Source organism: Ideonella aquatica (assembly GCF_018069755.1).
Lineage (GTDB): Bacteria > Pseudomonadota > Gammaproteobacteria > Burkholderiales > Burkholderiaceae_C > Ideonella > Ideonella aquatica.
In genome coordinates this window covers 127,658-150,749 of sequence record NZ_JAGQDE010000011.1, presented here as the reverse complement: position 1 = coordinate 150,749, position 23,092 = coordinate 127,658, and the positions used below count along the sequence as shown (strand labels likewise).

General features: G+C 72.1%; 20 protein-coding genes and 1 pseudogene. 8 read left to right on the top strand and 13 right to left on the bottom strand.

The features are described from left to right. Window positions 1–36: 36 nt before the first annotated feature. The 3 genes from recG to KAK06_RS13790 all read left to right on the top strand — a co-directional run bounded on the left by recG (window position 37) and on the right by KAK06_RS13790 (window position 4,830). Window positions 37–2,133, top strand: a complete 2,097-nt coding sequence (recG, locus tag KAK06_RS13800) for an ATP-dependent DNA helicase RecG (RefSeq protein WP_210802699.1) — start codon at window positions 37–39, stop codon at window positions 2,131–2,133. Between the two features lie 120 nt (window positions 2,134–2,253). After that, window positions 2,254–3,834, top strand: a complete 1,581-nt coding sequence (locus tag KAK06_RS13795) for a M4 family metallopeptidase (RefSeq protein WP_210802698.1) — start codon at window positions 2,254–2,256, stop codon at window positions 3,832–3,834. Between the two features lie 72 nt (window positions 3,835–3,906). Beyond that, window positions 3,907–4,830: a LysR substrate-binding domain-containing protein gene (locus KAK06_RS13790; RefSeq protein WP_210802697.1), complete on the top strand. Its 924-nt coding sequence runs from the start codon at window positions 3,907–3,909 to the stop codon at window positions 4,828–4,830. Between the two features lie 7 nt (window positions 4,831–4,837). Here KAK06_RS13790 and KAK06_RS13785 read toward each other — a convergent pair whose 3' ends face one another. From KAK06_RS13785 to KAK06_RS13775, 3 genes are read right to left on the bottom strand one after another with little or no spacing between them, the layout of a single operon-like run. Then, window positions 4,838–5,749: an SDR family NAD(P)-dependent oxidoreductase gene (locus KAK06_RS13785; protein WP_210802696.1), complete on the bottom strand. Its 912-nt coding sequence runs from the start codon at window positions 5,747–5,749 to the stop codon at window positions 4,838–4,840. 55 nt (window positions 5,750–5,804) lie between these two features. Beyond that, on the bottom strand, window positions 5,805–6,440 hold the full coding sequence (locus tag KAK06_RS13780) for an FMN-binding negative transcriptional regulator (RefSeq protein ID WP_210802695.1): 636 nt from the start codon (window positions 6,438–6,440) through the stop codon (window positions 5,805–5,807). A gap of 12 nt (window positions 6,441–6,452) precedes the next feature. Further along, the gene (locus KAK06_RS13775) at window positions 6,453–7,088 is read right to left on the bottom strand and encodes a LysE/ArgO family amino acid transporter (protein ID WP_210802694.1); all 636 of its coding nucleotides are present in this window, start codon (window positions 7,086–7,088) and stop codon (window positions 6,453–6,455) included. Window positions 7,089–7,162: 74 nt separating this feature from the next. Here KAK06_RS13775 and KAK06_RS13770 point away from each other — a divergent pair, with 74 nt between their 5' ends. Further along, complete coding sequence (locus tag KAK06_RS13770; protein WP_210802693.1) at window positions 7,163–8,071, top strand: LysR family transcriptional regulator ArgP; 909 nt, start codon at window positions 7,163–7,165, stop codon at window positions 8,069–8,071. Window positions 8,072–8,184: 113 nt separating this feature from the next. Here KAK06_RS13770 and KAK06_RS13765 read toward each other — a convergent pair whose 3' ends face one another. Then, complete coding sequence (locus tag KAK06_RS13765; RefSeq protein ID WP_210802692.1) at window positions 8,185–9,177, bottom strand: MBL fold metallo-hydrolase; 993 nt, start codon at window positions 9,175–9,177, stop codon at window positions 8,185–8,187. A gap of 252 nt (window positions 9,178–9,429) precedes the next feature. Between KAK06_RS13765 and KAK06_RS13760 the strand changes: the two genes are divergently transcribed. Beyond that, window positions 9,430–11,892, top strand: a complete 2,463-nt coding sequence (locus tag KAK06_RS13760; RefSeq protein WP_210802691.1) for an FG-GAP-like repeat-containing protein — start codon at window positions 9,430–9,432, stop codon at window positions 11,890–11,892. Window positions 11,893–11,984: 92 nt separating this feature from the next. Here KAK06_RS13760 and KAK06_RS13755 read toward each other — a convergent pair. From KAK06_RS13755 to KAK06_RS24415, 6 genes and pseudogenes are all read right to left on the bottom strand, one after another. Next, window positions 11,985–12,970: pseudogene (locus KAK06_RS13755) on the bottom strand (MBL fold metallo-hydrolase). Window positions 12,971–12,998: 28 nt separating this feature from the next. Further along, on the bottom strand, window positions 12,999–14,312 hold the full coding sequence (locus KAK06_RS13750) for a tryptophan--tRNA ligase (RefSeq protein ID WP_210802690.1): 1,314 nt from the start codon (window positions 14,310–14,312) through the stop codon (window positions 12,999–13,001). Between the two features lie 64 nt (window positions 14,313–14,376). Then, a complete protein-coding gene (locus KAK06_RS13745; RefSeq protein WP_210802689.1) occupies window positions 14,377–15,024 on the bottom strand; it encodes a DUF2087 domain-containing protein in 648 nt (215 codons plus the stop codon). Window positions 15,025–15,233: 209 nt separating this feature from the next. Next, window positions 15,234–16,718: a M16 family metallopeptidase gene (locus KAK06_RS13740; RefSeq protein WP_210802688.1), complete on the bottom strand. Its 1,485-nt coding sequence runs from the start codon at window positions 16,716–16,718 to the stop codon at window positions 15,234–15,236. Further along, on the bottom strand, window positions 16,718–18,112 hold the full coding sequence (locus tag KAK06_RS13735; protein ID WP_210802687.1) for a M16 family metallopeptidase: 1,395 nt from the start codon (window positions 18,110–18,112) through the stop codon (window positions 16,718–16,720). The genes KAK06_RS13740 and KAK06_RS13735 overlap by 1 nt, the downstream gene beginning before the upstream one ends. A 100-nt stretch (window positions 18,113–18,212) precedes the next feature. After that, the gene (locus tag KAK06_RS24415; protein WP_210802686.1) at window positions 18,213–18,575 is read right to left on the bottom strand and encodes a hypothetical protein; all 363 of its coding nucleotides are present in this window, start codon (window positions 18,573–18,575) and stop codon (window positions 18,213–18,215) included. 130 nt (window positions 18,576–18,705) lie between these two features. Here KAK06_RS24415 and KAK06_RS13725 point away from each other — a divergent pair, with 130 nt between their 5' ends. Then, entirely contained in the window at window positions 18,706–18,981 is a 276-nt protein-coding gene (locus KAK06_RS13725; RefSeq protein WP_210802685.1) for a hypothetical protein, read from the top strand. A 19-nt stretch (window positions 18,982–19,000) separates the two neighbouring features. Here KAK06_RS13725 and KAK06_RS13720 read toward each other — a convergent pair whose 3' ends face one another. The 3 genes from KAK06_RS13720 to alr form a co-directional block, all read right to left on the bottom strand. Continuing rightward, window positions 19,001–19,264: a GlsB/YeaQ/YmgE family stress response membrane protein gene (locus KAK06_RS13720; RefSeq protein ID WP_210802684.1), complete on the bottom strand. Its 264-nt coding sequence runs from the start codon at window positions 19,262–19,264 to the stop codon at window positions 19,001–19,003. A 137-nt stretch (window positions 19,265–19,401) separates the two neighbouring features. Then, entirely contained in the window at window positions 19,402–20,256 is an 855-nt protein-coding gene (locus KAK06_RS13715; RefSeq protein WP_210802683.1) for a hypothetical protein, read from the bottom strand. A 1-nt stretch (window position 20,257) separates the two neighbouring features. Next, window positions 20,258–21,370 carry an alanine racemase gene (gene alr / locus KAK06_RS13710; protein WP_210802682.1) on the bottom strand — a complete coding sequence of 371 codons (1,113 nt, stop codon included), beginning with the start codon at window positions 21,368–21,370 and terminating at the stop codon, window positions 20,258–20,260. Window positions 21,371–21,571: 201 nt separating this feature from the next. Between alr and KAK06_RS13705 the strand changes: the two genes are divergently transcribed. After that, window positions 21,572–22,186, top strand: coding sequence for a DedA family protein (locus tag KAK06_RS13705; RefSeq protein ID WP_210802681.1), 615 nt, complete (start codon window positions 21,572–21,574; stop codon window positions 22,184–22,186). 32 nt (window positions 22,187–22,218) lie between these two features. Further along, window positions 22,219–23,049 carry a DMT family transporter gene (locus tag KAK06_RS13700; RefSeq protein ID WP_310741090.1) on the top strand — a complete coding sequence of 277 codons (831 nt, stop codon included), beginning with the start codon at window positions 22,219–22,221 and terminating at the stop codon, window positions 23,047–23,049. The last annotated feature ends 43 nt before the right edge of the window (window positions 23,050–23,092 follow it).

Sequence of the window (23,092 nt, the reverse complement as noted above, 5' to 3'; positions counted from 1 at the left end):
GGCGCGCAGAGCAGCGCACGCCGCCACAATCGGCCCATGGTCACGCCGGTTCCCGCCCCCGCTCCCGCCGCCCTCAGCGGCCCGGCGCGCGCGCTGCAGCGCCTGGGCCTGGACACGCCGCTGGCGCTGGCCCTGCACCTGCCACTGCGCTACGAGGATGAGACCCGCCTGACCCCGCTGGCCCAGGCCCGTGCCGGCGAGACGGTGCAGGTCCAGGTCAGTGTCGTCCACAGCCAGGTGGAGCAGCGCAGCCGACGCCAGCTGCTGCTGCGCTGCCGTGACGAGGCCGGCGACGAGCTGCTGCTGCGCTTTCTGCACTTCTACCCGTCGCAGCAGAAGGCCTGGGCGCCCGGCACCGGGCTGCGGGTGCGCGGCGAGTTGCGCCACGGCTTCTTCGGCCGCGAGATGGTGCACCCGCAGGTCAAGGTGGCCGAGGCCGACGACGCGCTGCCCCAGGCGCTGACGCCGGTCTACCCCGCCAGCGCCCAGCTGCCGCAGGCCTACCTGCGCAAGGCGGTGGCCGGCGGCCTGCAGCGCGCCGACCTGCGCGAGCTGCTGCCGCCTGAGGTGGTGCCGCCCGGCCTGCCTGCGCTGCGCGCCGCGCTGGCTTTTCTGCACCACCCGCCGCCCGGCACGCCGCTGGCCACGCTGGAGGACCACAGCCACCCCGCCTGGCAGCGCCTGAAGTACGAGGAACTGCTGGCCCAGCAGCTCAGCCAGCAGCAGGCCCGGCGCGAGCGCGCCCGCCTGCGCGCCCCCGAGCTGCCGGTGCGCCCCGGCGGCGTGCGCGACGGCCTGCTGGCCGCGCTGCCCTGGGGCCTGACCGACGCCCAGCGCCGCGTGGCCGAGGAGATCGCCGCCGACATCGCCCGCCCCCAGCCCATGCACCGCCTGCTGCAGGGCGACGTGGGCGCCGGCAAGACGGTGGTGGCCGCACTGGCCGCCGCGGTGGCGATCGACGCCGGCTGGCAGTGCGCCCTGATGGCGCCCACCGAGATCCTGGCCGAGCAGCACTTCAAGAAGCTGGTGCAGTGGCTGGAGCCGCTGGGCCTGCAGGTGGCCTGGCTCAGCGGCAGCCGCAAGGGCAAGCTGCGGCGCGAGCAACTGGCGGCGATCGCCGAGGGCCGCGCCCGCCTGGTGGTGGGTACGCACGCGGTGATCCAGGACGATGTCCACTTCCAGCGCCTGGGCCTGGCCATCGTGGATGAACAGCACCGCTTTGGCGTGGCCCAGCGCCTGGCGCTGCGCCACAAGCTGCGCCTGGCCTTGCCCGACGGCGGCGCGCTGGAGCCGCACCTGCTGATGATGAGTGCCACGCCCATCCCGCGCACGTTGGCCATGACCTACTACGCCGACCTGGAGGTGTCGACGATCGACCAGCTGCCGCCCGGCCGCAGCCCGATCGTCACCCGCGTCTTTGCCGAGTCGCGCCGCGATGAGGTGATCGGCCGCATCCGCGACGAGGTGGCGCGCGGCCGCCAGGTCTACTGGGTCTGCCCGCTGGTCGAGGCCAGCGAGGCCGAGGACCTGACCGGCAAGTCCATGGCCGAGCTGGCCAACGTCACCGAGACCCACGCGCAGCTCAGCGAGACCCTGGCCGGCATCGGCGTGGGCCTGCTGCACGGCCGGCTGCCGCCCGCCGACAAGGCGGCGGTGATGGCGCGCTTCGCTGCCGGCGAGCTGGCGGTGCTGGTGGCCACCACGGTGATCGAGGTGGGCGTGGATGTGCCCAATGCCAGCCTGATGGTGATCGAGCACGCCGAGCGCTTCGGCCTGGCCCAGCTGCACCAGTTGCGCGGACGGGTGGGCCGGGGTTCGGTCGAGAGTGTGTGCGTACTGTTGTTCAGCCAGCCGCTGTCCGAGACCGGCAAGTCGCGCCTGAAGGCGATGGCCGAGACCACCGACGGCTTCGAGATCGCCCGCCGCGACCTGGAACTGCGCGGCCCGGGCGAGTTCATGGGCCAGCGCCAGTCCGGCGATGCGCTGCTGCGCTTTGCCGACCTGGCCGAGGATGCGCCGCTGCTGGCGGCGGCCCGCCGCCATGCGCCGCGCCTGCTGGAGCAGCAGCCGGCGGTGGCCGCGGCCCAGGTGCAGCGCTGGTTGGGTGCGGCGGCCGAGTTCATGAAGGCCTGATGGGCAGACGGCACATGCCTAGAACTGGGGGGTGTTCGGCGCACCAGACAGGGGCGAGACTCGCGGTTTGACCTCAACCCACGGCCGGTGCCACGAGCGGCGGCCTCACCTGGAAGTCCCATGACCCCTCGCTTCGCCCTCCGTCGCCTGAGCCTGGCGCTGGCCGCCCTGGTTGGCCTGTCCGGCACCGCCCTGGCCGCGCCTGACGCCTCCCACCCTGCCGTGCAGCGCGCGCTGCAACACCTCGGCGGCGGCGCCATGGGCCTGGCGAGCGTTTCGCTGGACGACAGCTATGTGGCCAAGGACGTGGTGGTCGACGCCGACGGTACCGAGCATGTGCGCCTGGACCGCCTGTACAAGGGCCTGCCCGTCATCGCTGGTGACCTGATCGTGCGCAGCGAGCCCGGTGGCCAGCTGCACGGCGTGATCCAGACCCTGCAGCGCCCGCTGGCGCTGAACACCACGCCGTCCCTGTCGGCTGATCGCGCCGCTGCCCGTGCCCTGAAGGGCTTCAAGCACCTGAACGGCCAGGTGGGCGAGCGGCGCCTGGTGGTCTATGCGCGCGGCGATGTGCCGCACCTGGCCTGGGACGTGGCCGTGGAGGGTGTGCAGCGCGACGGCACGCCCAGCCAGGCCCGCCTGATCGTCCACGCCGACAGCGGCAAGGTGGTCGACCAGTGGGACACGGTGCACACCAAGGCCTATGTCGGCACCGGCAAGACGCTGTACTCGGGTGATGTGGTGCTGAACACCAAGGGCAACAAGGCCGGCACCAAGTTCGAGCTGAAGGACCTGACCCGCGGCAAGCAGTACACGGTCACGATGAACAACGGCACCGGCGTCGAATCGGTCATCACCGACACCGACAACATCTGGGGCACCAACCTGAAGACCAACCCGCAGTCCGCCGCCGCCGACGCGCAGTACGGCATGGCCGTGACCTGGGATTACTACCTGAACGTGCACGGCCGCAAGGGCGTCGATGGTGCGGGCACCCCGGCCCGCTCGCGCGTGCACTACGCCAGTGCCTACAACAATGCCTTCTGGTCGGATGGCTGCTACTGCATGACCTATGGCGACGGCAGCGGCAGCTACCCCGGCTTCAACCCGTTGGTGTCGCTGGACGTGGCGGGCCACGAGATGACCCATGGCGTGACCAGCCGCACCGCCGGCCTGATCTACTCGGGCGAGTCGGGCGGCCTGAACGAAGCCACCTCGGACATCTTCGGCAGCATGGTCGAGTACTACGCCGCCAATGCCAACGACGCGGGCGACTACCTGATCGGCGAGGAAATCTCGATCGCCCCGCGTGCCTACCTGCGCACCATGATCCAGCCCAGCGCCGATGGCAGCTCGTCCGACTGCTGGTACAGCGGCGTGGGCAACATCGATGTGCACTACTCGTCGGGCGTGGCCAACCACTTCTTCTTCCTGCTGGCCGAAGGCACCACCAACGGCGTGCCGTCCAAGACCTGCACCAGCGGCACCCGCGTGGCCACCGGCACCGGCACGGTCGCCGGCATTGGCCGCGCCAAGGCCGAAAAGATCTGGTACCGCGCGCTGACCACCAAGTTCACCAGTGGCACGACCTTCGCCAACGCCCGCACCCACACCATTGCGGCGGCGAACGAGCTCTACGGTACCGGCTCGGCCGAGTCGAACGCCGTGGCCGCCGCCTGGTCGGCCGTGAACCGCAACTGATCGGCAGCTTCAGCCACCACGCCGCCCAGGGCCTGCCGGCCCGGGCGGCGTTTTTGTTTGCACAATCGGGCCATGACCCTGACCGAACTGCGCTACATCGTCGCCGTGGCCCGCGAGCGGCATTTCGGCCGCGCCGCCGAGGCCTGCTTCGTCTCGCAGCCCACGCTGTCGGTGGCGATCAAGAAGCTCGAGGAGGAGTTGGACGTCAAGATCTTCGAGCGCGGCAGCACCGAGGTCACGATGACCGCGCTGGGCGAGGCCATCGTGCGCCAGGCGCAGCAGGTGATCGAGCAGGCCGCGGCCATCAAGGAGATCGCCCAGCGCGGCAAGGACCCGCTGGCCGGGCCGCTGCGCCTGGGCATCATCTACACGATCGGCCCCTACCTGCTGCCCGAGCTGGTGCGCCACGCGATCGAGCAGTCGCCGCAGATGCCGCTGGTGCTGCAGGAGAACTTCACCGTCAAGCTGCTCGACATGCTGCGCACCGGCGAGCTGGACTGCGCCATCATGGCCGAGCCCTTCCCCGATGCCGGCCTGGCTGTGGCGCCGCTCTACGACGAGCCCTTCATGGTGGCCGTGCCCAAGGCCCACGCGCTGGCCAAGCGCAAATCGATCAGCAGCCAGGAGCTCAAGCAGGAGACCATGCTGCTGCTGGGCACCGGCCACTGCTTCCGCGACCAGGTGCTGGAGGTCTGCCCCGAGTTCGCCCGTTTTTCCAGCGACGCCGAGGGCATCCGCAAGAGCTTCGAGGGCTCCTCGCTGGAGACCATCAAGCACATGGTGGCCTCGGGCATGGGCGTGACCGTGGTGCCGCGCCTGAGCGTGCCGCGCGAGGCGCAGCCGCACCTGAAGTTCATCCCCTTTGAAGCGCCGGTGCCCACGCGCCGCGTGGTGCTGGCCTGGCGGCGAAGCTTCACCCGCTACGAGGCGATTGCCGCGCTGCGCAACGCGGTGCACGCCTGCGAGCTGCGCGGCGTGACGCGCTTGCGCGAGTAGCGCTGCCTCAGCGCGCGGCGCGCATCGCCTGGCCGACCTCGTTGGTGCCTTGGGCCGAGCCCGATTCGGGCACCACCTCGCCCTCGTCGCGCTGCGAGATGGCGTCCCACTGCGCCGCCACCTGCTCCGGCGTGTCCGGCGCCAGGCCCAGGTGCACGCCTTGTGTCATCGTGATGTAGGCGCGCTCGAAGGTGCCGGCACCGGCGCAGGCGATGGCGCGGGTGGGCGCGTCGTCGTGGCACAGGTGCAGCAGCGCGGGGGTCACCGCCTCGGGCTTGAGCAGGTCCAGCACGGCCTGCGGCATCAGGCCTTCGGTCATGCGGGTGGCGGCGGTGGGCGCCAGGCAGTTGACGCGGATGTTGTTCTTCGCGCCTTCCAGCGACAGCGTCTGCATCAGGCCCACCAGCGCCATCTTGGCGGCGCCGTAGTTGCTCTGGCCAAAGTTGCCGTACAGGCCCGAGGACGAGGTGGTCATGACGATGCGGCCGTGGTTCTGCGCGCGCATGATCTCCCACACCGCCTTGCAGCAGTGGACCGCGCCCATCAGGTGCACGTCCATCACCAGGCGGAAGTCGTCCAGCGCCATCTTGGCGAAGCTCTTGTCACGCAGGATGCCGGCGTTGTTGACCAGGATGTCCACCCGGCCCCAGGCGTCCACGGCCTGCTGCACCATGGCCTGCACGGCGGCAAAGTCGGTGACCGAGGCGCCGTTGGCCAGCGCCTCGCCACCGGCGGCGCGGATCGCGGCCACCACGGCGTCGGCCGGGCTGTCGCTGCCATGCGCGGGCGCGAAATCATTGACGATGACCTTGGCGCCACGGGCCGCCAGGGCCAGCGCATGCTGGCGGCCCAGGCCGCCGCCGGCACCGGTGACGATGGCCACGCGGCCATCAAAGCGAAGGGGGTTGGCAGTGCTCATGGCCACCATTCGACCACGAAGCGCCGGGGCGGCGCTGCCGCTCGCGTGACAGTGGTCAGTCCAGCGTGCGCTGCACGATGTCCGCCATGGCCTGCGCGTCGTCGCCCGGCTGGGTGCGCAGGCCGGCCACCGTGCCGTGGCGGTCGGCCAGGTCCTCGTCCTGGCTGGCCTTGCGGCGGGCCTCGAGGCGATCAATCACCAGCTCGATGCCGACGATGCCGCGCAGCAGCCCGGCCAGGTAGTCGGCGGGCGCGTCGGCGGGCGCCCAGGGGCGGGGCTGGGTGGCCTCGTGGCGCGCGCTGAGGCGGTCCAGCAGATCGCGCAGCGCGGCCGGGTCATCGACAGCGCGGGCGGTGCCGTGTACATGCACCGCCACGTAGTTCCAGGTGGGCACGACGCGGCCGTGTTCGGACTTGCCCGGGTACCAGCCGGGCGTGATGTAGGCCTGCGGGCCGCGGAACACCACCAATGCCGGCGACCCATCGCCCAGCGCGCGCCACAGCGGGTTGGCCCGCGACACATGGGCCTGCAGCCGGCCGTGGGGGCCGTGGTCAGGTTCCAGCAGCGTGGGCAGGTGGTGCGCCTGCAGCTCGCCACCTGCCGCGGTGATCCAGGTGGCCAGCGGGTGGTCGCGCATCAGCGCCAGCGCGTCGGCGCGCTCGGGCATCGCATGCAGGCGGGGCACGTACATCGGGGTGTTCCTTCAGGCCAGCGCTTCGCGCAGCAGCAGCGCGGCCAGCAGCGCCATCGTGGCACCGATCAGGCCGTCCAGCACCTGCCAGGCGCGCGGCCGCGCAAACACCGGTGCCAGCCAGCGCGCGCCATAGCCCAGCGCGCCGAACCACAGCGCGCTGGCCGTGCCGGCGCCGCCGATGAAGGCGCCGCGCAGCGCCGGCGGCTGCTGCGCGCCGATGCTGCCCACCAGCAGCACCGTGTCCAGGTAGACATGCGGGTTCAGCACGGTGAAGGCCACCGCCTGTGCCAGCGCCGCGCCCAGTGCCATCGGCGCGCCGCCCGGCGCGGCCTGCAGCGATTCGGTGTGCAACGCCCGGCGCAGCGCGCGCCAGGCATAGGCCGCCAGGAACAGCGCGCCACCCAGCGCCAGCGCGCGCGCCAGCCCCGGCCGCTCGCCCAGCGCCTGGCCCAGGCCCAGCACGCCGGCGGCGATCAGCGCCACGTCGGCCAGCGCGCAGAACGCGACGATCGGCCCCACATGCTCGCGCCGCAGCCCCTGGCGCAGCACGAAGGCGTTCTGCGCGCCGATCGCCACGATCAAGCTGCCGCCCAGCGCCGCGCCCTGCAGAAAGACCGGCACCGCGGCCGGAAAGGCGTCATTCATCGGCGCCAGCTTGCCAGCTGGAGGCAATGAAGACAAACTGAATCTGCTAAGCACAGATGAGAGGAGCTTCATTCATGCTGGACTACGCAGCGCTGGCCGCACTGGCTGCCGTGGTGCGCGAAGGCAGCTTCGAGCGCGCCGCGCGGGCCCTGCATGTCACGCCGTCGGCGGTGTCGCAACGCATCCGCTGGCTGGAGGAGCGCAGCGGCTGTGCGCTGGTGGTGCGCGGTCAGCCCTGCACCGCCACCGAGGCCGGCCGCCGCCTGTGCCAGCACGTCGACCGGGTGCGCCTGCTGGAGCAGGAACTGCAGGGCGCGCTGCCCACGCTGGCCCCGCAGGACGGCGTGCGCGTGCCGCTGCCGGTGGCCGTCAACGCCGACAGCCTGGCCACCTGGTTCGCGCCCGCGCTGGCCGCCTTCGCCGCCGACGCCCCGGTGCTGATGCAGGTGGCGGTGGACGACGAAGAGCACACGGCCGGCTGGCTGCGCAGCGGCGCCGTGCTGGCCGCGGTGTCGTCGGCGCCGCGCGCGCCGGCCGGCTGCAACAGCCAACCGCTGGGCGCGATGCGCTACGTGGCCGCCGCCAGCCCGGCCTTCATGCAACGGCACTTCGCCGACGGCGTGGGCGCCGGCAGCCTGGCCCGCGCGCCCAGCCTGGTCTTCAGCACCAAGGACGAGCTGCAGCAGCGCTGGGCGCGCCGCGTGTGCCACCGCCACGTGGAACTGCCGCGCCACACCCTGCCCTCCTCGCAGGCCTTCGTCACCGCAGCGCTGGCCGGCATGGGCTGGGGCATGCACCCGCTGCCGCTGGTGGCCGACGCGCTGCGGCGCGGCATGCTGGTCGAACTGGTTGCGGGCACCGCGCTGGAAGTGCCGCTGTACTGGCACCAGGCCAGGGCCGCGTCGGGGCTGCTGGACGGTTTGACGAGGGTGGTGCTGGGGGCGGCACGGGCGGCCCTGGGTCCGGTACAGGGGGCGGCATAGGGGGGCGGCATAGGGAGGCGGCCCCACGCTTCGCAACGCGGCCCAATGCCCACCGCGTCAGTTGATCGGTGCTCGTGCCGCCACCGCCAGGAGAACGACGCATACCCTTCGCCTCAGCTGGCGGCGCAGTCGGCCGCCGTTCGTGCCGGCTCAGCGCGCAGGCGTTCCTCAAGGTAGTACTTCAGCATGCCCTGTGCGCCGCGCTCGCCGCCGGCAGGCAGCATCGGCCCCAGGTCGGCCAGCCAGCCGTCGCTGCATTCGCTCGCGGCGCGAGCGCTGCCGGCACAGGCCAGCAAGCGGTCGTACGCCGCGCGGTAGCGGTCGAACTCGGCCCGGTTCATGATGGGGCCGTGCCCGGGCACGACCCGCTCGAAGGGCATCGAGGCCAGCTCGGAGAGCGACGCTCTCCAGCGCTCGGGGCAGGCGGTATCGAAGAAGGGGACCGGCAGCGTCACGAAGTCGCCCACCGCGAGCGTTCCGCTGGCAGGATCGAACAGCCACAGGTCGCCGCCACTGACACCGAACGCCACGCCGACCCGCAGCGGGCGGCCGGCAAGGGTGAGATCCTGCGCTGGCCCTTCGATCAGCACGTCGGGTTCAAGCGCCTCCCGACGCGCATACAGGGCCAGGTCGATCTCGACCATGCGGCGGGTGGCCTCGTCGATCTGCGGGTCGGCTTTCATGCGCTCAAGATCGATGGCCGACTCGGGCATGCGCCGGCGCACGGCGTCTCGCACAGCAGGTGCTGCGTACGCGCGCATGGCGGGCGCCGCCGCGCGCAGCATGGCATTGCCACCCAGGTGGTCGAGGTGCCAGTGGCTGTTCACCACCGCACGCAGGGGCTGGCCACTCGCGCGCACCCAGTCCAGCAGCGCCTGGGTGTGTTCGGCGTGGCGACCGCTGTCGACGATCACGATGCCCTGCGGACCCTGCAGGATCAGGCTGTTGCCGTCGGGCTGGCGCTCGCGCTCGAACCGGCCAGGCAGCCACCACACGCCGGGTGCCACCGCCTGCACGTCGGCACTGCGAGCCGGCGACGACTGAGCGACCGATGGCGGTGATCCGGCGACCACAAGGGAAACGAGGAACCAGGCGACGGCAGGCACATGCATGGCAGCGCTCTCGTTGAGTGCAGGCAGCCCCGAGCATGCCGTATCCGGGCCGGTCTGTACGGTCGCCCATGCACGCGACGCCGCTCCAGAAACCGTCGACGCATCAGACCCGACCGGTCCTGCACCAACGCTGGCCACCGGCCGGAAGGCGCAGGGCTCGATCCCCAGGCACTATAGTGTAGTGTGGGGACAGGGAGACAGGTCATGAATACAAGGCTTTGCTGCCGCGTCCGTGCGGCGTGTGCGATGGGCATCGTCGCGTTGCTGACGGCTTGCGGCGGCGGCGGCAGCAGCGGTGGCGGTGGCGGCGAAGAACCCGGCGGCGTGGACATCGGCAAGCCTGGCGCCGACTACTTCCCCACCACGGCCGGCGCCGTCTGGCGCTACCAGCGTCCCGATGCAGGCGCCGTCGTCAGTCGGGTGACCGGCACGCGCGCAGTCAACGGTCGCACTGTGGCGATCGTCGAGGAGACTGACAGCAGCGGCACCACCGAATCCCTTTATGACCGCACCTCCGCCGGGGTGCTGCAGTTGCCATCCGCCCAGGCGGATGCGGTGGAGCGCGCCCTGTCGACTGTGCCCATCCTGCCGCTGCCGCTGCAGTCAGGTCAGACCAGCGTGCCGCTGGATCAGGGCGGCATCGTCATCGAGGACGTGGATGGTGACGGTCGGGCCGACTCACTGCACTTGCGGGCCGACCAGGAGGTCGTGGCCTTCGGTGTGGTCACCACCCTGGCCGGTGACTTCCAGCAAGCGGCGCACGTGCGCACAGTCCTCACCGAGACCGTGACCTTGAGCAGCGGCGGGTCGCCGGTCATCGTGACGGTCACGCTTGACGCCTGGTTCGCACCTGACGTGGGCCTGGTGAAGGCGCGCTACGTGACCGCCGGACCTGGCGGTTCCGACACGGAGGACAGCCAGATCACTGCCTACAACGTAGGAGGCCTGCGCAGCGAGCGCGTGGCGCCGACGATCAGCGCGCGCGTGCCGGAAGCGTCCTCCGTGGGAACGGGCACGGCGGTGCAGGTGAGCTTCAGCGAGGCCATGGACGCGCATGGCGATGCGCAAGCCTTGATGACGGTGAAAGGCGCCAGCGGTGCTGCGCTGCCGGGCACGGTGAGCTGGGTTGACGAGCGCACGCTGGCCTTCGCACCCACGGGCGTGCCCGCCAGCGGCACCTACACCGTGACCTTGGCCGCCAGCGTGCAGGACCTGGCGACCAACCCGCTCTCGGGTGCACGCGAGTGGACATTCACCGTCGACCGCGACCCGCCGGCCGTGACCGCGGTGGTGCCTGCAGACGGCAGTGTCGATGTGCCGACCGATGTGCAGGTCCAGATAGATTTCGGCGAGGCGCCTCTGCCCGAGACGGTCAACGCCAGCAGCGTGCAGCTCGTCGGCCCCGATGGCGTCGTCCAGGCTACGCTCGGTATCAGCGGCACGCGGGTCACGCTGACGCCCAGCACGCCCTTGGCACGGGCCTACTACTACAGCATCGAAGTTCACGGCGTGACCGATGCACTGGGCAATGCGATGGGCCCGGGCGTCCTGTCGAGGTTTCGCACCGACAACGGCCGCCTCGGGCTGCCGGTGGCGCTGTCGGGCCTGGACAGCATCTCCGAAGCGAAGGCTGCCGATCTGGATGGCGACGGGCGAACCGACCTGCTGGTGCTGGGCTGGGTCTCCCAGCCAGGCTCTGTGGGTCTGTACGACGTGCGGCAGCAGTCCGACGGATCGCTGGCGGCGCCGGTGGCCGTGCCGGTGTCGGTGGGGCCGGGCTGCGACCTGGTCGGGGGCCTGCCCACCGATGTCGATGGCGACGGCCGGACCGATGTCGTCGTGGCCACGGGGTGCAACATCCAGGTGCTGCTGCGCCAGACCGACGGCAGCCTGCGCAGGGCCGCGACGCTGGCGCTGACCACGGCCACTTCACAACTGGAGCGCATTCGGACGCAGGGCCTGCCGTCACTGGCGACCTTGCCAATGGACTCCAGCGGCCCCTCCGGCATGTCGAAGCTGCGCGTTTGGCGGCAGACCTCGGCTGGCGTGTTCTCGTCACCGACGGACCTCGCGCCGGCGCTGCGGTCGCTGTACGCGCTGCGTGTGGCCGATGTCAACGGCGATGGCCTTGACGATCTGCTGTTCTGGGGCCTGCTGAGCACCTCGGATGACTACGGCGTGGAGATCCTGCTACAGAAGCCGGACGGCAGCTTCATGGCGGGCACGCAATGGGCCGCGCCACACTGCGGTGGTGAGTACGACGTGGTGGTGGGCGACGTCAACAGCGATGGCCGCGCCGACTTGGTGCTGATCGCCCCCGGCTGCGGCATGGACGCCCAGATCGCCGTGAGATTGCAGTTGCCCACTGGCAGCTTCGGGCCTGTCTCGTTGCTGAACTCGGCCACGAATCTGTCGCGTCTTGCGCTGGCCGACATGGACGGCGACGGCCGCATCGACGTCGTCGCGCTGCATGACAGCTATGGCGTCGGCCTTTACCTTCAGCAGGCCGACGGCAGCTTGGGCGCCGAAACGCTTTACGGCGGCGGCGGCCACGCGGAGCTGGTCGTGGCCGACCTGACCGGTGATGGCCGCCTCGATGTGTTCACCTCGACCGGCCTGATGCGTCAGAAGGCCACTTCGCCTGGCGCCACCGAAGTGCGCGGGCCGCTCAGGCGCCCGCTTGGTCGTTTGCTGCGCGGCGCGCATTGATCCTCTGCCGGACGCCACGATGGGTCCCTCCCAAGGGAAGCAGGTGTGGTCCGGGCGGTCGGAGGGGCGGGGTGCACGCCCGCGCGCAGGCCTCAGGGCTGATCCGCCCGGATCGGCCCGAACTCCACCGGCACCCACGCATAGCCCTTTGCATCCTGGCGGATGCGCCCCAGCCCCGGGAAGGGCAGGTGCGCGCCGGCGATCTGCCAGCCGGCTTGGGCGGCGCGTTGGAACAGCGCCTTGCGGGTGGCGATGGCCTGCTTCTGGTTGACGTCGAATTCCAGCGACACCTCGGGGTGGGCGAATTGCACCGCGTGCGAGTGCACCACGTCGCCCCAGACCAGCAGCTGCCGGCCCTTGGAGCTGAACAGGAAGGAGCTGTGGCCGGGCGTGTGGCCATGGGTGGGCACCACGCTCAGGCCGGGCACCAGGGCGTCGCCGTCGTTGAAGGTGCGAAAGCGGCCCTGGGCCTGGTAGGGCGCACGCCGTCGCGGGCCATCTGGAAGAAGCCCTTCATGCCCTCGGGGGCCTTGTCGGCCACGGTCTGGCTGAGCCAGAAGTCGGCGTCTTGCTTGGCAGCCCAGACGGTGGCCTTGGGGAAGGCTGGCTGGCCGGCGGCATCGCGCAGGCCGCACAGGTGGTCGGCGTGCAGGTGGGTCAGCAGCACCACGTCCACATCGGCGGGGTCCACACCGGCGGCGCGCAGGTTGGCACCCACCTGGCCCAGCGTGGGGCCGAAGCAGCTGGCGGCGCCGGCGTCCACCAGCACCAGGTGCTCGCCGGTGTGCACCAGGTAGGCGTTGACGGCGGTCTGCACGCCTTTTTCGTTGGCGATGAACATGCGCGCCAGCAGCGACTGGATCTGCGGTGCGCGCAGGCCGTGCAGCAGCGTGGGCGGCAGGTCGATGTAGCCGTCGTAGAGCGAGGTGACGGTGAAGTCGCCCAGCGCGTGGCGGTAGAAGCCGGGCACCTGGGTGCGCTGGGCCTCGGGTGGGGCGGCGTGGGCGGCGGTGGCGGCGGTGGCGGCCAGGGTCAGCGTGGCGGCGGCGGCGCGCAGCCAGGTCGGCATCCGGATCATGAGGGCTCCTCCTGGTGAGGAGCGCAGCTTACTGCTCGGCGGCGATCAGCGCAGCCAGGGCCTGCGCCACCTCGGCCGCAGCCACGCCGTCGCCCAGCGCCACCGGTGCGCCATCCAGCGCGGCGGCGCCTTCAGTTTTCAAGCGCTTGACCCAGGCGCCGGCGTCGCGGCCGCCGTCAAAGCCCTGGCTTTGCAGCAGCACCCGGCCATCGTGGGCGCTGAGCTTGAAGTAGAAGCGGTTGTCGGCCTCGCGGTACTGCTTGAACACCGGCAGCTGGACCTTGGCCTTGACGCCAGCGTCCACCGGCGCGGCCAGCGCCTGGAAGCGGCGCAGGCCCACCGCGTGGCGCAGCTCATCGAGCAGCGGGCGGGCGATGGCGCGGGCCTTGGCGGCGCCAGCCTGCAGGATGGCCTCGATCTTCTCGGGCTCGGCCATCAGTGCGTCGTAACGCGCGCGCATCGGCGCGATCTGGCGGTTGATCTGCTCGAACAGGCGCTGCTTGGCCTCGCCCCAGGCCAGGCCGGCGCGCAGCTCGGCCCGGAAGGCGGCACGCTCCTCGGGCGTGGCGAAGGCGTCGAAGATCTGGATCAGCGCGGTGCCTTCGGGCTCCTTGGGCTCGCCGGGCAGGCGGCTGTCGGTGACGATGCGGGCGATGGCCTCGCGCAACGCCTTCTCGCCGCCCTCGAACAGCGGGATGACGTTGTCATAGCTCTTGCTCATCTTGCGGCCGTCCAGGCCGGGCAGCAGCTCCATCTCGGCGTCGATCTGCGCCTCGGGCAGCACGAAGAACTCGCGGTTGATGGCGGCGCCGTAGAGGTGGTTGAAGCGCTGCGCCACGTCGCGCGCCATCTCGATGTGCTGCACCTGGTCCTTGCCCACCGGCACCACATGGGCGTTGAACATCAGGATGTCGGCGGCCATCAGGATGGGGTAGCAGTACAGGCCCATCGTGATGCCGGCGTCGGCGTCTTCGCCGGCGGCGGCGTTGGCGTCGGTGGCGGCCTTGTAGGCGTGGGCGCGGTTCATCTGGCCCTTGCCGATGACGCAGGTCAGCAGCCAGGTCAGCTCGGGGATCTCGGGGATGTCGCTCTGGCGGTAGAAGGTGGCGCGGTCGGTGTCCAGGCCGGCGGCGATCCAGGTGGCGGCGATCTGCAGCCGGCTGGCCTCGATGCGGGCCGGCTCGTCGCACTTGATCAGCGCGTGGTAGTCGGCCATGAAGAAGAAGCTGTCGACGTCGGCGCGCCGGCTGGCATCGATGCAGGGGCGCACGGCGCCCACATAGTTGCCCAGGTGCAGGGTGCCGGTGGTGGTGATGCCGGTGAGGACGCGGGTGACGGGCATGGTGGCGCAGTGCAGCGGTGGAACGACGGGAGCGGCGATTGTCGCCGCTCCCGTCAGGGGGCGATCAGCGCGCCAGCCGCAGGCCGCGCCGGCTGCGCTCGCGCACGGCCTGCAGCAGGGCCTGCACCTCGTCGCCGGGGCGCTGTGGCAGCTTCCAGTAGGCCGAGCAGTCGTCCTCGCGGGCGAGCAGGCCCATGTTGATCAGCTCGCGCCGCGGCGTGACGTGGTCGCCATAGATGGTCCAGGCCTTGAGCAGCGTGTTGACCTCGCGCTCGGTGTAGTGCCGGCCGGTGTCGAAGCGCGTCCACAGCACCCACATCGCCAGCCGCTGCACGCTGTGCTTGTGCGGCCAGCGGGTCAGCCGGCCCTGGTCATCAAACTGGGTCAGGGCCTTGGCGGCGGCGGCACTCAGTGGCGCGGCGGGTGCGTCGGGCGTGTCGTCCACGGGCGGTGGCGCCTCGGCGGGCGGTTCGGGGGCCAGCATCGGCGCCATGGCGCGCATCGCCTGCCAGTTGCGGTGGCCGGCGGCGTGGGCCAGCATCTGCAGCAACTGGGTATGGCTGGGCGGTTCGGCGTGCTCGGCGTGGTGGCCCAGCAGCTGGCGCCGCAGCGCCTTGGCAAAGCCCGACAGGTCGGGGCTGTGCAGCGGCACGCGATGGCGCTGCGCAGGGCGTTCATGGCGGCGGGCCGCGGAGGAGGGTTCCGTGTTCATGCAAGTCTCCTGCATGCACCGGGGGAGTGGCGCGGGGCAGGCCCGCGCCGGCTGGGGTTGCCGACTTGCAGCCGCGGTGCACACCAGAGGACAGGTGAGCCACAGACGGTGAGGGATTCAGGGCAGGTTCAGCTCGCAGACAGGCTGCGCGGCAACGCCTCGGTGAACTGCCGACCGGGGCCGCGATGATAGCGGCCCCGACGGCGGCGTCAACGCTTCAGCGTGGGCGACTCCAGGTCCAGGGCCGCCGCCTCCAGGCTCAGCGCCTGCGGGTCCAGGGCCTTCAGCGTGGGGCCGCTGGCGGCCACGTCGCCGACGATCACGGTGCGCAGCTGGCTGGCCTGCCAGTGGCGGGCGGCGTAATCGCGCACCTGCTCGGCGCTGACGGCTTCGATCTCGGGCACCACCTGGCGCAGCTGCGCCAGCTGGCGACCGCGTTCCAGTTCGCTGATGACGATGCCGGCGATGCCGCCGGTGGTGTCGAACTGGCGCGAGAAGCCGCCGATCAGCGAGGCCTTGCGCGCTGCCAGCTCATCGGCGCCCGGGGCCTCGCGGCCCAGGCGCTGCATCTCGTCCATCGTCACCTGGGCCAGCTCGGCGGCGGTGCTGGGCTTGGTCTGGGCGGCGGCCTTGAGGATGCCGCCGCTGGCCTGGCTGTCGTGCACGGCGGTGGCGCCGTAGGTCAGGCCGCGCTTGATGCGCAGCTCGGCGCCCAGCCGCGCCGAGTAGCCGCCGCCCAGCACCGCGGTGGCCAGCTGGGCCGCGCGGCGCTCGGGCGAATCGGTCGCCACGCCGGGCGCGGTGACCACCACGCCGCTCTGGCCGGCGCCGGGCAGGTTGACCAGCACGGTGCGCGGCGTCTGCGGCGCGGGCGGCTCGCGGCGGGCGGAGGGTGGCGAGGCGTCGCTGCCGCGCCAGTCGCCCAGCGTCTGCTGGGCCAGGTCGCGCGCTTGCGCCGGTGTGATGTCGCCCACCATCACCAGCGTGGCCTGCTGCGGCTGGGCCAGGCGGCGCTGCAGCTCGCGGATCTCGTCCAGCGTGATGCGGCCGACGCTGGCCGGTGTGGCCTGGCTGCCGAACACCGAGGCGCCCCAGGCGCCCTGGGTGGCCGCCAGGCTGGCCAGTTGCATCGGGTCGGCCAACGGGATCTTCAGGCTGTCCAGGGTCTGGGCCTTCAGGCGCTCCAGTTCGTCAGCGGCCAGCAGCGGGTCGCGCACCACGGCGGCGACCAGGGTCAGCGCTTGCGCGACGTTGGGCGTGATGACGGTCATGCTGGTGCTCAGGCCGCCGCGGCTGGCGCCGGCGTCCAGCGCGCCACCCAGCGCCTCGGCGCGCTGCGCCAGCGCGCTGGCGCTGAGGGCCTGGCCGCCCACGCGTGCGCCCTTCAGGCGCAATTGCGCGGTCAGGCTGCTCAGGCCGGCGCGGCCGGCGGGCTCGGCGCTGCTGCCGGGGGCCAGGTGCAGCACCACGCTGACCAGCGGCACGCTGGGGCGCGGCACCACCACCAGGCGCAGGCCGTTGGGCAGGCGGTCTTCATGGATGTCGGGCAGGGCCAGCGCGCGCGGCGCGCCGGGCACGGGGGGCTCATCGACGCCGGGCGTGGCGGCGGCGGGCAGTGCGGCCAGCACCAGGCTGACCAGCAGCGTGGCGCGGCGCAGGCGGTGGGGCAGGCGCTGCGGCAGGGCGGGGGACATCAGCGACTCTCCTGACGGGTCGGGGTGCGGGGCCGCGCGCTGCGGCCCTGGGTGTAATGCAGCACCGTGCTGGGTCGGCCCAGCACGTACTGGCGCAGCACGCGCTGCACGTCGGCCGCGCCGACGGCCTGCAGCTCGGCCAACTCGCGGTTGATGGCCTCAGGATCGTTGCGGTGGATCACTGCCCAGCCGATGGCCTCGGCCAGGCCCTGGGCGCTCTGGCGCGCGCCCAGCGAGGCGGTGAGCATCTGCGTCTTGACCTTGTCCAGCTCGGCGGCCGGGATCGGCCCCTGAGCCAGGCGGCGCAGCTCGGCCAGCAGCGGCGGCAGCAGTTGCTGTGGCGTGCTGCGGCCGGCGGCGATGGCGTAGGCGAACAGCGCGCCGGCGTCGGTGTGCGGGTCGGCCTGGAAGGCGGCGGCCTGGGCGATGCGCTGGCGGTAGACCAGCGACTGGTTCAAGCGCGACGATTCACCCGAGGACAGCAGCGCCTGCGCCACCGACAGCGCCGCCACATCCGGGTGGCCGGCCTTGGGGCCCTGCCAGATGGCGACCACCGCCGGCAGCGGCACGCTGGGGCCGGTGACCGCGATGCGCCGGCTGCTGCGCCAGGCCGGCTCGGCCACGTCGACGCGCGGCACCGGGGTGTCGGGGCGGGGGATGGGTGCAAAGTAGCGGTCGACCCAGGCATCGAGCTGCGCGGGGTCGAAGTCGCCGGCCACGATCAGCACCGCGTTGTCGGGCCGGTAGTAGGTGGCGTGAAAGCGCCGCACGTCGTCCAGGGTGGCGGCGTCCAGGTCCTCGATGCTGCCGATCACCGAGCGCCGGTAGGGGTGGCGCTGGTAGGTGGCGGCGGGGATGGCATTGAACAGCCGGCCATAGGGCTCGGCCAGCACGCGCTGGCGGAATTCCTCCTGCACCACCGCGCGCTCGCTGCGGAAGTTGCCCTCGTCCAGGCGCAGGCTGGCCAGGCGGTCGGCCTCGGCCCACAGGATGCGCTCCAGGTGGTGCGAGGGCACGACCGCGTGGTAGGCGGTGACGTCCTCGGCGGTGAAGGCGTTGTTCTCGCCGCCGACGTCCTCGGTCAGGCGGTCGAACTGCTCGGGCAGCATGTGCGCCGAGCCCTTGAACATCAGGTGCTCGAAGAGGTGGGCAAAGCCCGAGCGGCCCTCGGGGTCGTCCTTGCCGCCCACGCGGTACCAGACATTGATCGCCACCGTGCCCACGCCACCGGCGCGCAGGCTGATGACCTGCAGGCCGTTGGCCAGGCGGCGCTGGCGCAGCGGAAGGGGCGGCACAGCCACCGGGGCGGCCGCGAAGACGGAGCCGCCGGCCAGGCTGGCCAGCGGGGCGCCGGTCAGGCTCGCGAGGAGCTGGCGGCGGTCAAGACAAGACATGGGCGGGGTCTCCTGATCGGTGCCGGCGAGCATACGCCCGCGCGGCCGACCCGGATGGATCCCGCCTGGGTCCGCCGGTTCCGTGACCGGCGTGGGGGGGTCAGGCGCTCAGGTCGATATGCCGGCCCAGCGTGCCCTCCTGGGCCAGCGGGCGGTTGTTGGTGGCCTCGGAGCCGTGCGACTGGCGCTTCTCGACAAGCTTTTGGAAGGCGTTGCCGGCAGCCTGCATGTCACCGGCGGCCAAGGCGGCCTGCAACTGGGCGAAGGGGCCGTCGGGGCGGCGCACGCGGCCTTCGGCGCTGGCGTCGCTGAGGGTGGTGAAGGCGGTTCGGGCGGCCTCCAGGTCGCCGCTGGCCAGCGCGGCGCCCAGGGCCTCGCGGGCCTGCTGGCGGCCCGGCTTGACGCGGTCGCTGTCAGTGGGGATCAGGGCGGTGCGGCCGCTGTGGATGCTGCTGATGCTCATGGGATGCTCCGGGTGGTGTGGGTGCCCGGTCCCCGGCGGGGCTGCACCCGGTGCTATTTCAGCGCGGCCAGGCGCGGCACAATGGCCGGAAGTGCGCTGTCCTGGGGCGCCTGTTTCGCGCGCCACACCGATGAACGACATTGACGCCACCGTCCACCACCTGCGCCACACGCTGAGCCAGCTCGAAGCCGGCGAGATCGGCCCCGAGGCCGTCTGCGCGCGCTTTCGCTTGGCGGCGCTGCAGTGGAATGGCCTGCCGCAGCGCTATGCGCAGGTGCTGGAGCGGCTGCTGCAGCCGCTGGACACGGCGGTGATGCTGGGCGAGGAAAGCTGCTCGTTCAGCCGCGCCGACCTGGTGCAGGCCCTGGGGCAGTGGCTGGACCACGCCGCGCAGCTGCCGCGCTGATCCCGCCGCGCGCGGCCGCTCAGGCCTTGTCGCCGCCCGCGCCCTGCAGGCGCGACACCACGAACAGCAGCACCAGCGCGCCCAGCACCGAGGCGATCCAGCCGGCCTTGTCGCCGGCCCCGTAAAAGCCCGCCACCTGACCGGCAAAGCTGGCCAGGAACGATCCCGCCACGCCCAGCAGGCTGGTCATGGTCCAGCCCATGCGCTGGTCGCCGGGCATCAGCAGCCGCGCCACGGCGCCGACCACCAGGCCCACCAGCAGTGTCATCAGGATGTTCGTCATCGTGTGGTCCTCGCCTTGCGCAGTGCTCAACCCGACACCCTAGCGGGCCGGGCGAGCGGTGTGCAAACGATCGACATCGCCTTGCGGCAGACCCGGCGCGGCAGTGGCGCCCGGGCGACTGGGGCGCCAAATCCTGCTCAGCCCAGCAGCAGGCGCAGTGCCTCGGGCAGGGTGCGCGCCTGCGGCAGCCAGTGGTGCAGCAGCAGGCCGGCCCCGCCCACGCACACCGCCAGGCCCAGCATCGGCCCGGTGGTGCGGCGCAGGGCGTGCGACAGCCAGCCTTCGCGCTGCGCGCGCCAGGCCAGCGCACCCCCCATCGAGGCAAAGGCCAGCTCCACCGCCACGCCCAGCAGCACGTCCACGCCGAACAGGCCGAAGACCGCGAAGCCCAGCGCCGCGGCCAGCGACAGCGCCACGCCGAGGACCACCAGCAGCGGCACCACGACCACCGCACCCTCGTCGGCATCGCCCAGCGCGTCCAGCGAGCCGGACACCGCGCGGCCGCCGACCTCGACCAGGGCCTCGCTGGCGTTCTCAAAGGCCTCGCCGGCGGGTTCGGGCAGATCAAGGTGGGCCTGAGCGCCGCCGCCGCCAAATTGCCCGCCACCGCCGCTCAGCGGGGGGCGCCGCAGCTCGGCCAGGCCGCGCGCGGCGGCACGGGCACCATCGGCCGCCAGGTGGGCAGCGTCGCCCACCGCGTCGCCCGGGTCCAGCGCGTCGGCCAGGCTGGTGCGGTCGTCCGAGATCAGCCAGCGGCCCCACAGCCACAGCAGCCCCAGGTACAGCGGCCAGGTCAGCAGCACGGCGGTCAGCGGCCGCCAGGCCAGCGACTCCATGCCGGCGTAACGCAACAGCGCCGAGACGCCCCAGCACAGCGCGGTGGTCAACCCTGCCAGCAGCAGCACATGCAGGCGCAGCCAGCGGCGTTGCTGCAGGTCGGCGCGGGTGGCGCGCTCGAAGGCGGCGGCGGCGCGGTGCAAGGCAACAGCCATGTCAGAGCGCCTCGGCGCGGATGGCCACGCGCGGCGCGACCGCGCACATCAGCTCGTAGCCGATGGTGCCGGCGGCGCGGGCCACCTCGTCGATGTCCAGCCGCGTGCCGCGCGGGCCCTGGCCCCACAGCGTCACCTCGCTGCCGATCTGCGCCGCCGGCACCGGCTCCAGGTCCACTGCCAGCATGTCCATCGACACCCGGCCGATGCTGCGCGTGCGCAGGCCCTCGACCAGCACCGGCGTGCCGGTGGGCGCGTGGCGCGGGTAGCCGTCGGCATAGCCGCAGGCGACGATGCCGATGCGCATCGGCGCCTCGGCGGTGAAGGCGCTGCCGTAGCCCACGCTGTCGCCCGGCTGCAGATGCTGGATGCCGATCAGGCGCGAGCGCAGCGTCATCGCCGGCTGCAGGTCCCAGTGGGTGGCGTCGTGCTCGGGGTAGTCGGGCACCCCGCCGTAGCTCATGATGCCGGCGCGCACCCAGTCGGCGCGCACGCCGGCGCGGTCCAGGTGGCGCAGCGTGGCGGCGCTGTTGGCCAGGCTGCGCTCGCCGGGCAGGTCGTGGGTGGCCTCGTGCCAGGCGGCCAGTTGGTGGGCGATGCCGTCGCCGCCGTGGCGGCTGGCGTCGGCGTCCGAGAAATGGGTCATCAGCGAGACCTCGTCCACCTGCGGCAGCGCATTCAGCCGCGCCCAGGCGGCGCGAAAGGCGCGCGGCGTGAAGCCCAGCCGGTTCATGCCGCTGTTGAGCTTCAGGAACACCCGGTGCGGCTGGTGGGTCTTGTGGGCGGCCAGCCAGTCGATCTGCTGCTCGCAGTGCACGGCGTGCCACAGGTTCAGGCGCGAGCACAGCTCCAGGTCGCGCGGCTCGAACACGCCTTCGAGCAGCAGGATCGGGCCGCGCCAGTCCAGCGCGCGCAGGCGCTCGGCCTCGGCCAGGTCCAGCAGCGCGAAGCCGTCGGCGGCGCGCAGGCCCTCGAAGGCGCGCTCCACGCCATGGCCATAGGCATTGGCCTTGACCACTGCCCAGACGCGGGCGTCGCCGGCCTGCTGGCGGGCGCGGGCCAGGTTGTGGGCCAGGGCGGCGGTGTGGACCAGGGCTTCGATCGGACGGGGCATGACCAGGCGGCGACAGGGGGTTCGGACAGGGGAGCGCCGGGCAGTGTGCCAGAGGGTGGGGCGTGAATTCCTCGGTTCGGTGCGGGTCTGGCGCACCCGGCTGGTGCCACGGCTGGGGTAAATTCGCGGTTTCCGGCCCGCCTGCCGGGCCGCTGGCCGTCTTGCAGCGGCCGCCCGCGCGGGGTCGACGCCACCGCCGCCATGGACGTCTTCAACGCGCTGCTTCCCCTCTTCACCGAATACGGCTACCTGGCGGTTTTCACCATGCTGCTGATCTGCGGCTTCGGTGTTCCCGTGCCCGAGGACGTGACGCTGGTGACCGGCGGCGTGATCGCCGGCCTGGGCTACGCCGACCCGCACACCATGTTTGCGGTGGGCATGGCCGGCGTGTTGATCGGTGACGGCCTGGTCTTCACCGTCGGCCGCTTCCAGGGCGCCAAGGTGATGCGCTGGCCCTTCTTCCGCCGCGTGCTGACGCCCGAGCGCTTCGAGCTGGCGCAGCGCGCCTTCGAAAAGTACGGCCGCTGGGTGATGTTCGTGGCGCGCTTCCTGCCGGGCCTGCGCACGCCGGTGTTCTTCACCGCCGGCATGAGCCACCGTGTGGGCTTTGGCACCTGGTTGCTGATGGATGGCCTGGCGGCATTGATCAGCGTGCCGATCTGGGTCTACCTGGGCTACTTCGGGGCGCGCAACTGGGACTGGATGTGGCGCATGGTGCACAACTTCCAGTACGGCATCTTCGGTCTGCTGGGGGTGGTGATCGTGGTCGTGGGCGTGGTCTGGTGGCGCCGCCGCCAGCGCGAGCGGCAGCTCTGACGGTGCCGCACGGTGCGCTCCAGCCCGCCGCCGTGGCCGGGCTGCTGTTCAATGCCATGACCTGGGGCCTGTCGTGGTGGCCGATGCGCCAGCTGCACGACGCCGGTCTGCACCCGCTGTGGGCCACCGCCATCATCTTCGCGGTGGCCTCGGCGGCGATCAGCTGGCGCAGCCCCGGGGCCTGGCGCGAGCTGGCCGGTTCGCCGCCGCTGTGGGGCATCCTGCTGGCGGCCGGCACCACCAATGCCAGCTTCAACTGGGGTGTCACCGCGGGCGACGTGGTGCGGGTGATCCTGCTGTTCTACGTGATGCCGCTGTGGGCGGTGGTGCTGGCGCGCCTGGTGCTGCATGAGCCGATCACACGCGGCGCGGTGCTGCGCGTGGCGCTGGGCCTGGCGGGCGCCGCCACGGTGCTGTGGCCCACCGAGCCCGGCCGCGCGCTGGCAGTGGCGCCGGTGGACCTGCTGGGCCTGCTGGGCGGTTTCAGCTTCGCGGTCAACAACATCCTGCTGCGCCGCGAGGCGCACCGCAGCGGCGGCGGCCGCGGGCTGGCGATGTTTGTCGGCGGCTGCGTGGTCTCCACCGTGCTGGCGCTGATGCTGCAGGTGGACGCGCCGCCCCCACCCGGCCCCTGGTTGGCTGGCGCGGTGGCGATGGGCGGCGTCTTCCTGGCCAGCAACCTGGCGCTGCAGTACGGCGTGTCGCGCCTGAAGGCCAACGTGACCGCGGTGATCATGCTGACCGAGGTGCTGTGGGCCAGCGGCTCGTCGCTGCTGCTGGGCGCCGGCGTGCTGACGCCGCAGCTGCTGATCGGCGGTGGCCTGATCCTAGGGGGGGCGGCCCTGGCGGCGTTGCGCCCCTGAGCGGCCGCTCCGCGCCACAATCGGCGCCCCACAGGGGGAAGAC

Coding starts and splice junctions, on each gene's coding strand:
- KAK06_RS13750 (WP_210802690.1), bottom strand. CDS start 14,312: ATGCCCGTCACCCGCGTCCTCACCGGCATCACCACCACCGGCACCCTG.
- KAK06_RS13770 (WP_210802693.1), top strand. CDS start 7,163: ATGCTGGACTACGCAGCGCTGGCCGCACTGGCTGCCGTGGTGCGCGAA.
- KAK06_RS13725 (WP_210802685.1), top strand. CDS start 18,706: ATGAACGACATTGACGCCACCGTCCACCACCTGCGCCACACGCTGAGC.
- KAK06_RS13780 (WP_210802695.1), bottom strand. CDS start 6,440: ATGTACGTGCCCCGCCTGCATGCGATGCCCGAGCGCGCCGACGCGCTG.
- KAK06_RS13790 (WP_210802697.1), top strand. CDS start 3,907: ATGACCCTGACCGAACTGCGCTACATCGTCGCCGTGGCCCGCGAGCGG.
- recG (WP_210802699.1), top strand. CDS start 37: ATGGTCACGCCGGTTCCCGCCCCCGCTCCCGCCGCCCTCAGCGGCCCG.
- KAK06_RS13735 (WP_210802687.1), bottom strand. CDS start 18,112: ATGTCTTGTCTTGACCGCCGCCAGCTCCTCGCGAGCCTGACCGGCGCC.
- KAK06_RS24415 (WP_210802686.1), bottom strand. CDS start 18,575: ATGAGCATCAGCAGCATCCACAGCGGCCGCACCGCCCTGATCCCCACT.
- KAK06_RS13715 (WP_210802683.1), bottom strand. CDS start 20,256: ATGGCTGTTGCCTTGCACCGCGCCGCCGCCGCCTTCGAGCGCGCCACC.
- KAK06_RS13785 (WP_210802696.1), bottom strand. CDS start 5,749: ATGAGCACTGCCAACCCCCTTCGCTTTGATGGCCGCGTGGCCATCGTC.
- KAK06_RS13745 (WP_210802689.1), bottom strand. CDS start 15,024: ATGAACACGGAACCCTCCTCCGCGGCCCGCCGCCATGAACGCCCTGCG.
- KAK06_RS13740 (WP_210802688.1), bottom strand. CDS start 16,718: ATGTCCCCCGCCCTGCCGCAGCGCCTGCCCCACCGCCTGCGCCGCGCC.
- KAK06_RS13775 (WP_210802694.1), bottom strand. CDS start 7,088: ATGAATGACGCCTTTCCGGCCGCGGTGCCGGTCTTTCTGCAGGGCGCG.
- KAK06_RS13795 (WP_210802698.1), top strand. CDS start 2,254: ATGACCCCTCGCTTCGCCCTCCGTCGCCTGAGCCTGGCGCTGGCCGCC.
- alr (WP_210802682.1), bottom strand. CDS start 21,370: ATGCCCCGTCCGATCGAAGCCCTGGTCCACACCGCCGCCCTGGCCCAC.
- KAK06_RS13760 (WP_210802691.1), top strand. CDS start 9,430: ATGGGCATCGTCGCGTTGCTGACGGCTTGCGGCGGCGGCGGCAGCAGC.
- KAK06_RS13705 (WP_210802681.1), top strand. CDS start 21,572: ATGGACGTCTTCAACGCGCTGCTTCCCCTCTTCACCGAATACGGCTAC.
- KAK06_RS13720 (WP_210802684.1), bottom strand. CDS start 19,264: ATGACGAACATCCTGATGACACTGCTGGTGGGCCTGGTGGTCGGCGCC.